This window comes from Bradyrhizobium sp. (genome assembly GCF_049586575.1).
Classification (GTDB): domain Bacteria; phylum Pseudomonadota; class Alphaproteobacteria; order Rhizobiales; family Xanthobacteraceae; genus Bradyrhizobium.
Genome location: NZ_JBAVCF010000055.1, coordinates 1 through 8,131, shown reverse-complemented (window position 1 = coordinate 8,131; position 8,131 = coordinate 1). Strand labels below are relative to the sequence as shown.

Genomic DNA, 8,131 nt, shown 5'->3' with positions numbered 1-8,131 from the left:
GGGGGGTTCCCCGGCTCGCCCGGCACATCCCGTGGGACTGGGATCGAAATGTGCCATCGTAAGAGGCCCGACGTTACGACGCCGGCAACAGGACGGTGTCGATCACGTGGATCACGCCGTTCGATTGATTGACGTTCGAGATGGTGATCGCAGCGGTATCGCCCTTGGCATCGACGATCCAGGTCTTGCCGTCGGACTTCTTCACCGTCAGCTCTTCGCCTTCGACCGTCTTCAGCATCTTGCCGTCGGTCAGATCGGAAGCCTCAAGCTTGCCGGCGACGACGTGATAGGTGAGGATTTTGGTCAAGGTGGCCTTGTTCTCGGGCTTCACGAGGTTATCGACCGTGCCAGCCGGCAACTTGCCGAAGGCGGCGTTGGTCGGCGCGAAGACCGTGAACGGTCCCTTGCCTTCCAGGGTCTGGACGAGACCGGCGGCCTTCACCGCCGCAACGAGCGTGGTGTGGTCCTTCGAATTCACCGCGTTCTGGATGATGTTCTTGGAGGGGAACATCGCGGCGCCGCCGACCATGACGGTCTTCTCTTGCGCGTTGACCGGCGCAACGATCGTCGCCGACAGGGCAAGAGCACCGAAGGCCACAGCAGAAAACAATGCAATACGCTTGGACATGGAAACGTCTCCCGATTGATGGAGGCCGGCGGACATCCGCGGCCCGTAAGAGTTAACGGCGGCGGCTAGTCTCAAGGAGTTGACTGCGTCGTCGTTGGCCTGAGTTACGGGAGGTTTGGAAGCGCGTTTCAGGCAATAAATTTTCGCCGATTTGAAACTTTTTGAAGCTGCGGACGTGCGCGTTTTGCAAAGGTTTAAAGAATTCACGCGCGAGCCGTCCCGCTCGGCCATCACCGCCGTACGCCGCCAGAATCTCTCGACGGTCTTTTCAACGTCGGCCGCAACACTGACATCGAGCGGGATCGCTTTGACCGCACCGCCGCTTTTGCCGGTCGCGGCGACCACCGCATCGAGGGCATCCTTCCGGCGTCCCGACGCCACCACGGTCCAGCCGTCGGTGGCGAGCGCTTTTGCGCCGGCCTCGCCAATCCTGCTACCACCACCGGTCATCCAGGCTACGCGTTTCCCGTTATTTGACATGCAACCCGTCCCCGTTGCGCTGTGAAGGGCGTTCTTGCTATTGAACTCGCGACCGCCCCCCGAAATGATGCATGAACGCCCCGATAAACACCGATCTGTTTCCCGTCTGTATCGCAGCAAAATGAGGCCAGAAGCGCATGCGCCCGCTTGAAGGATTACGTGTCGTCGATCTCACCCGGGTATTGTCGGGACCGTTCTGCACGATGCAGCTCGGCGATCTCGGCGCCGAGGTGATCAAGGTCGAACGTCCGGTCGAGGGCGACGATACGCGAGCGTTCGCACCGCCCTATCAAGGCGACGAAGCGGCTTATTTCCTGTCGGTCAATCGCAACAAGAAAAGCATGACGCTCGACATGAAGAGCGCGCGCGGCCGCGAGGTGTTGTGGCGACTGATCGATCGTTCGGACGTGCTGGTTGAGAATTTTCGTCCTGGCGCCATGGATCGCCTGGGCTTTAGTTATGCCGCCGTGAGTGCCCGCCGCCCGGCCATGGTGTATTGCTCGATTTCCGGTTTCGGCAATACCGGTTTGATGAAAGACCGCCCCGGCTACGATGTCATCGTGCAAGGTGAAGCCGGCATCCAGGATCTGACCGGCGCAGCCGACGGCGCGCCCTATAAGGTCGGCACCTCGATCGCCGATCTCGTATCCGGACTGAATGGATCGCAGGCCATCCTCGCCGCGCTCTACGCGTCCAAGGTAACCGGGCGCGGCCAGCACGTTTCGGTTTCGATGTACGAAGCTGTCGCATCGCTGCTCAGCTTCAATGCCAGCATCTACTTCGCCACCGGCGAATCGCCGAAGCGCCGCGGCAATGCGCACGCCACCATCGTGCCCTACGAGACGTTTGAAGCGAGCGATGGCTGGATCAGTCTCGGCGTCGCCAATGACGAACTGTGGAAACGCTTCTGCAAGGCCGTTGAGCGGCCCGAACTGGCCGACGATCCACGCTTCGCCAAAGCCGCGGACCGCGTCCGCAGCCGCGACATTCTGGTACCGATCGTCAAGGACATCATCAGGCAGCGCAGGCGCGACGATTGGCTGCCGTTGATGGAGGCCGCCGGGATTCCGAGCGGCGGGGTGCGGACGGTCGGCGAAGTCTGCGAGAGCGAGCTCTTGAAGTCGCGCGACATGATCGCCGAGATGCCGCATGCCGGCGCCGGTGTTGGCATCGTCAAGAACATCAAGAATCCGATGCATCTGAGCGACACGCCGCTTGATACCTACACGGCTCCGCCCCGGCTTGGCGAGCATACAAACGAGATATTGACCGGCCTGCTTGGATACAGCGCAGGCGAAGTCGCGGAACTGGCGCGCGGCGCGGCGATCTAGCGGCATCGGGCAGTGTCCGACAGCGGCAAAGATCGAAGGTTTTGGCGGTTTGCGGTTTGCGGCGCTTGAAGGACTGACTATTGGCCACCGCGCCAGGCAGGCGCGTCGTGGCCCGCTTGGCAAGGAAGCCATGCTCGGCCTTTGGCAGCACGAGGCTGTCGAACCGCGCGCCGACAATAAGGCCGGTGACAGGGAAGTTGTGTTTACGGTTGCCAATGCGGAAGCGCTGCGCGTAACCCACGAGGCCTGGAAAGCGCGTGGGCTGAAAATCGCGCAGGCTCCGACTGCAATGAATTTTGGGAATACGTTCTTCGCGCTCGACCCGGACGGTCACCGCTTGCGCGTGCTCGCCCGGCGGCGTGATCGCCCGACGCTATCCGCCGTTCCACAGGCTGATCGCGAAGCGCGTGCCTACGATGAGAAGGTAACTCCCGTAGGCTCGCTCCAGCGTTTTCTTCGACAGCGCGTGCGCGACCTTCACGCCAAGTGGCGCGGTCAGAAGACTCGTCGGCATCACCAGGATCGCGCCGATCAGCGAGACGTAGCCGAGCGCGAGCGGGGCTTGCAGCGCCGCTACATCGGGATAATGCGCTGCCACCGGCCAGCCGGCATAGATGTAACCCAGTGCACCGGGAATGGAGACCAGCACCGCAATGGCGGACGAGGTCGCAACGCCCTGGTGGATCGGGCGGCCGTAAAAGGTCATCAGCAGATTGGCGAACAATCCGCCACCAACGCCCATCAGTGTCGCCAAAAGCCCGACACACAAGCCGAAGACACGCATCACCAGCCCCTTCGGGAGGTCTTCGCCGATTTTCCAGTTCTCATTGGCTGACAACATCCGCACGGCGGCGGAATAAGCCACCATCACGAAAACGATCTTGAACAGCCGCTCCGGTGCGTAGCGCGCGATCACGCTGCCGCTGATCACGCCGATCAAAACCGGCAGCCACCAGGCGCGCAGGATTTCCTTGTCGATAGCGCCGCGCGCGAGATGGGCCCGATAGGAACTGATCGAGGTCGGAATGATGACAGCAAGCGAGGTGCCGACGCAGAGCGGCATCCGCACCTCGAGCGGAACTCCGGCGAGGCGAAAACACTCATAGAAAACCGGAACCAGAATAGCGCCACCGCCGATCCCGAAGACGCCGGCGAGGAACCCCGATAGCGTCCCGACCGCTACCAGCAGAAGGGCCAGTTCCAGAACTTCCGAGACGTTGAGTCCCGCGATGGCCATCGCCTATTCCAGTCTCGTCGCCGTGTTCATGAATCGTGCTTCAGGTATACCAGCCACCACAAGCACCCCGGCGGATCAATCCCCCAATAATGCAAGGCTCATCTGAAGCTATGAACCGCTGTTCGCAGCTGGAAGGATTCGCCATTGCACTGGCTGTTTCGACTTCGTAAATAGGAATCGTCTACCGCGATCCCAAAGAAGGGCCCCTGACGGAGGCCCGCCAACCTGCCAAAGCCACCGATGACCGCCAGGATCGAAAGACCGCTTTCACCACACCTGCAAACCTATCGCTGGACCCTGACGATGGCGCTTTCCATCGTCCACCGCGCCACCGGTTTCGCGCTGTATTTCGGCACGCTGTTGTTAGCCTGGTGGCTGATCGCGGCCGCTTCCGGCCCGACCGCCTACGCCCATGTCCATACCTTTATCGCAAGCTTTCTCGGCCGCCTGATCGTGTTCGGCTACACGTGGGCGCTGCTGCATCACCTGTTCAGCGGCATCCGGCATTTGGTGTGGGATCTCGGCTACGGCTTCAAGGCCAACGAGCGCGAAGCCATGACCTGGGGCGCATTGATTGCGGGCATTTCGGCGACCGTGCTGCTCTGGATCGTGGCTTATGCGATTGGAGGTGCCCGATGAACGCGCCCGAGACCGCGAAATCGATGCGCACGCCGCTTGGCCGCGTGCGCAATCTCGGCGCTTCGCATTCCGGCACCACCGACTTCTGGCGCCAGCGTATCACCGCGGTCGCCATGGTGCTCCTGATGGTGCCTGTCATCGTGGTGGTAATGATGCTGCTCGGCAGCAACCACGCCGGCGCCGCGCAAATGCTAGGCTCGCCGCTAGTCGCCATCATTCTCCTTTTGTTCATCCTCGCAAGCACCTGGCACATGAGGATCGGCATGCAGGTGATCATCGAGGACTATGTGCATCACGAACAGCTGAAGCTTGCGGCGATCATTGCCAATAATTTCTTCTGCTTCGCCGTCGCGCTCGCGTCGATCTACGCCATCCTCAAACTGTCATCCGGAGTGTAACGATGGCCGCTGGTGAAAACGGCTCGGCGAATGGCAAGGGTGGCCCGGCCACCAATGCCAAGGCCTATCCGATCGAGGACCATGCCTACGACGTCGTGGTGGTTGGCGCCGGTGGCGCGGGGCTGCGCGCGGTGGTCGGTTGCAGCGAGGCTGGGCTTCGCACCGCCTGCATCACCAAGGTATTTCCGACCCGCTCGCATACAGTGGCAGCCCAGGGCGGCATCTCCGCTTCGCTCGGCAACATGCATCCGGACGACTGGCGCTGGCATATGTACGACACCGTCAAGGGCTCGGACTGGCTCGGCGACCAGGATTCGATCGAATACATGGTGCGCCAGGCGCCGGAGGCCGTTTATGAACTCGAGCACTGGGGCGTGCCGTTTTCGCGCACCGAGGACGGCAAGATCTATCAGCGACCGTTTGGCGGCATGACGGTGGACTACGGCAAGGGCCAGGCACAACGCACCTGCGCCGCCGCCGACCGCACCGGCCACGCCATGCTGCACACCATGTATGGCCAGGCGCTGCGCCATTCCGCCGAGTTCTACATCGAGTTCTTCGCCATCGACCTGATCATGGACGACCAGGGCGCCTGCCGCGGCGTGATCGCGCTCAAGCTTGACGACGGCACGCTGCATCGCTTCCGCGCCCAGACCACCATCCTGGCGACCGGCGGCTATGGCCGCATCTATCATTCCTGTACCGGCGCGCACACCCAGACCGGCGACGGCAGCGCGATGGTGCTGCGCGCCGGCCTGCCGTTGCAGGATATGGAATTCGTGCAGTTCCACCCGACCGGCATTTACGGCGCCGGCTGTCTCGTCACCGAAGGTGCGCGCGGCGAAGGCGGCTATCTCGTCAACTCCGAAGGCGAGCGCTTCATGGAACGCTATGCGCCCTCCGCCAAGGATCTGGCGTCGCGTGACGTCGTATCGCGGGCGATGACCATCGAAATCCGCGAGGGCCGCGGCGTCGGCAAGAAGAAGGATCATATCTTCCTGCACCTCGATCATCTCGACCCGAAGGTGCTGCATGAACGGCTGCCCGGCATTTCCGAATCGGCGAAGATTTTTGCCAATGTCGACGTCACGCGCGAGCCGATCCCGATCGTGCCGACCGCGCACTACAACATGGGCGGGATTCCGACCAACTTCCACGGCGAAGCGCTGACCAAAAAGGACGGCAACGACGATTTCGTGGTGCCGGGCCTGATGGCGGTGGGCGAAGCGGCCTGCGTTTCGGTGCATGGCGCCAACCGCCTCGGCTCCAATTCGCTGATCGACCTTGTGGTGTTCGGCCGCGCAGCGGCGCTGCGTTGCGCCGAGAAACTGACGCCGAACGGCAAGCAGCCGGATTTGCCGGCAGACTCCGCCGACAAGGCGCTCGACCGGCTCGACCGCTATCGTTATGCCTCAGGTAGCACGTCGACCGCCAAGCTGCGCGACAGCATGCAACTTGTCATGCAGAACCATTGCGCGGTGTTCCGCACCGGCGAGGTGCTGAACGAGGGGCACAATTTGATTCACAAGGTGCACGGCGGCATCGACGACGTTTCGGTCTCCGATCGCTCGCTGGTCTGGAACTCGGACCTGATCGAGACACTCGAGTTCGACAATCTGATCGTGCAGGCGGTCGTGACGATGGACTCGGCCGCCAACCGCACCGAGAGCCGCGGCGCGCATGCGCGGGAGGATTTTTCCGCGCGCGACGACCAGAACTGGATGAAGCACACGCTGGCCTGGATGGACGGCAAGGGCAATACGACGATCAATTACCGCCCGGTGCACGACTACACCATGACCAACGACGTTCAATACTTCCCGCCGAAGGCGCGGGTGTATTAGTTAGGCGAGACAGATGGCTGAATTCGCACTTCCGAAGAATTCGAGAATATCGGGCGGCAAGGCCTGGCCGAAGCCGGCCGGCGCCACCGAGACGCGAGAATTCAGGATCTATCGCTGGAATCCAGACGACGGCAAGAATCCGAGCATCGATACCTATTACGTCGATACGCACGATTGCGGTCCGATGGTGCTCGACGGACTGATCTGGATCAAGAACCATATCGATCCAACGCTGACTTTCCGCCGTTCCTGCCGTGAAGGCGTCTGCGGCTCCTGCGCGATGAATATCGACGGCCAGAACACGCTCGCCTGCACCAAGTCGATGCACGACGTGAAGGACGGCGCGGTGAAGATCAACCCGCTGCCACATCAGCCGGTGGTCAAGGATCTGGTGCCCGACCTCACCAACTTCTACGCGCAATACGCCTCGATCGAGCCATGGCTGAAGACGACCACGCCGACGCCGCAGAAGGAATGGCGGCAGAGCCACACAGACCGCGAAAAGCTCGACGGGCTTTACGAATGCATTCTCTGCGCCTGCTGCTCGACCGCCTGCCCGAGCTATTGGTGGAACAGCGACCGCTATCTCGGCCCGGCCGCATTGCTGCAAGCGAACCGCTGGGTCAAGGACAGCCGCGACGAGGCCACCGGCGAGCGGCTCGACAATCTCGAGGACCCGTTCCGGCTCTATCGCTGCCACACCATCATGAACTGCACCAAGGCCTGTCCGAAGGGGCTCAATCCCGCCGAGGCCATTGCCGAACTCAAGCTTAAAATGGTCGAGCGCCAAGTCTGAGGCCGGCCCGGCCCGGGTTCAAAGGAACATCGCTTTACCGGCATCGTTAGCTCTTCAGTAGCGGCTGAAGAAAGTGGCGATGCGATGCCGATCGATCCGTCCGAAGACCCACAGATCCAGCCGGGACAGCCGGTCGAGCCGCCGCCAGAAAGCCCGCCTGGAAATCCGCGGCCCGAGATTCCTCCGCCCGTGCGTGAGCCGGGTGAGCCGCGAGCACCTGATGAATTGCCCGGCCATATGCCGGATGAATTGCTCGTGCGTGGGCCGCAAACGCCGCCCTCGCCGCCCGCACCAACGGATTTCTGAAGCGCCCGACGCTACGCGCCAGTTCAACTTCCAATTTGAAACGACCTTCTGAATGCGTCATGAACAACCGCGCGGCCGAATTGTGTCGGAGCCGAAATAAATACGCGTTCCCGTTCGAAAGCCGCCACAATGCGGCCTAACGCCTGTTTGTTGATCGCCCGCGTTTGCCGAGCGAGCATGAAGACTTCGTCACTCCTTTCTGAATCCTCCAGGACCCAAAGCACATGACAAAACTACGACTAGCACTGCTTGCCACCACTGCTCTGACAGCCATGCAACTGGCGACAACACCATCGCACGCGCAGTCAGCCCCGACCGTGGTGGCGCAGCGGGAAGAGCCCGGTCCTGACGGAAAACCCAAGCAGGCGCCCAAGGAGGCCCCGAAGGGAGCCCCACCGGCACGACCGGCAGCCCCTCAGCCCCCCCAACATCAGGCGCCACCGCCCCCGGCTCCGCCGGCACAGCGCCCGGC

Annotated in this window: 7 protein-coding genes and 1 pseudogene; 5 read left to right on the top strand and 3 right to left on the bottom strand. The window is 62.1% G+C overall.

What is annotated here, in order from left to right:
* Positions 1–73: 73 nt before the first annotated feature.
* Complete coding sequence (locus WB528_RS01815; protein WP_423886720.1) at positions 74–628, bottom strand: fasciclin domain-containing protein; 555 nt, start codon at positions 626–628, stop codon at positions 74–76.
* Positions 629–889: 261 nt separating this feature from the next.
* Positions 890–1,078: pseudogene (locus WB528_RS01810) on the bottom strand (SDR family NAD(P)-dependent oxidoreductase); the annotation flags it as partial.
* Positions 1,079–1,245: 167 nt separating this feature from the next.
* On the opposite strand from WB528_RS01810, the gene WB528_RS01805 reads away from it, so the two are divergent.
* Positions 1,246–2,439 (top strand): CaiB/BaiF CoA transferase family protein, encoded by a 1,194-nt coding sequence (locus WB528_RS01805; protein WP_423886718.1) that lies wholly within the window; start codon positions 1,246–1,248, stop codon positions 2,437–2,439.
* A gap of 373 nt (positions 2,440–2,812) precedes the next feature.
* Here the strand turns inward: WB528_RS01805 and WB528_RS01800 are convergent, their stop codons facing one another.
* A complete protein-coding gene (locus tag WB528_RS01800) occupies positions 2,813–3,676 on the bottom strand; it encodes a sulfite exporter TauE/SafE family protein (RefSeq protein ID WP_423886717.1) in 864 nt (287 codons plus the stop codon).
* Between the two features lie 240 nt (positions 3,677–3,916).
* On the opposite strand from WB528_RS01800, the gene sdhC reads away from it, so the two are divergent.
* The 4 genes from sdhC to WB528_RS01780 are packed head-to-tail and all read left to right on the top strand — an operon-like array spanning position 3,917 to position 7,353.
* Entirely contained in the window at positions 3,917–4,315 is a 399-nt protein-coding gene (sdhC, locus tag WB528_RS01795; protein WP_422250745.1) for a succinate dehydrogenase, cytochrome b556 subunit, read from the top strand.
* A 23-nt stretch (positions 4,316–4,338) separates the two neighbouring features.
* Positions 4,339–4,713, top strand: coding sequence for a succinate dehydrogenase, hydrophobic membrane anchor protein (gene sdhD / locus WB528_RS01790; RefSeq protein WP_423886719.1), 375 nt, complete (start codon positions 4,339–4,341; stop codon positions 4,711–4,713).
* 2 nt (positions 4,714–4,715) lie between these two features.
* Positions 4,716–6,557 (top strand): succinate dehydrogenase flavoprotein subunit, encoded by a 1,842-nt coding sequence (gene sdhA / locus WB528_RS01785; RefSeq protein WP_423886716.1) that lies wholly within the window; start codon positions 4,716–4,718, stop codon positions 6,555–6,557.
* A 13-nt stretch (positions 6,558–6,570) separates the two neighbouring features.
* Positions 6,571–7,353 (top strand): succinate dehydrogenase iron-sulfur subunit, encoded by a 783-nt coding sequence (locus tag WB528_RS01780; RefSeq protein ID WP_423886715.1) that lies wholly within the window; start codon positions 6,571–6,573, stop codon positions 7,351–7,353.
* The last annotated feature ends 778 nt before the right edge of the window (positions 7,354–8,131 follow it).

What these genes read in the sequence shown, in the direction of transcription:
- WB528_RS01800 (WP_423886717.1), bottom strand. Translation starts at nt 3,676, where the DNA reads ATGGCCATCGCGGGACTCAACGTCTCGGAAGTTCTGGAACTGGCCCTT.
- sdhD (WP_423886719.1), top strand. Translation starts at nt 4,339, where the DNA reads ATGCGCACGCCGCTTGGCCGCGTGCGCAATCTCGGCGCTTCGCATTCC.
- sdhC (WP_422250745.1), top strand. Translation starts at nt 3,917, where the DNA reads ATGACCGCCAGGATCGAAAGACCGCTTTCACCACACCTGCAAACCTAT.
- sdhA (WP_423886716.1), top strand. Translation starts at nt 4,716, where the DNA reads ATGGCCGCTGGTGAAAACGGCTCGGCGAATGGCAAGGGTGGCCCGGCC.
- WB528_RS01805 (WP_423886718.1), top strand. Translation starts at nt 1,246, where the DNA reads ATGCGCCCGCTTGAAGGATTACGTGTCGTCGATCTCACCCGGGTATTG.
- WB528_RS01815 (WP_423886720.1), bottom strand. Translation starts at nt 628, where the DNA reads ATGTCCAAGCGTATTGCATTGTTTTCTGCTGTGGCCTTCGGTGCTCTT.
- WB528_RS01780 (WP_423886715.1), top strand. Translation starts at nt 6,571, where the DNA reads ATGGCTGAATTCGCACTTCCGAAGAATTCGAGAATATCGGGCGGCAAG.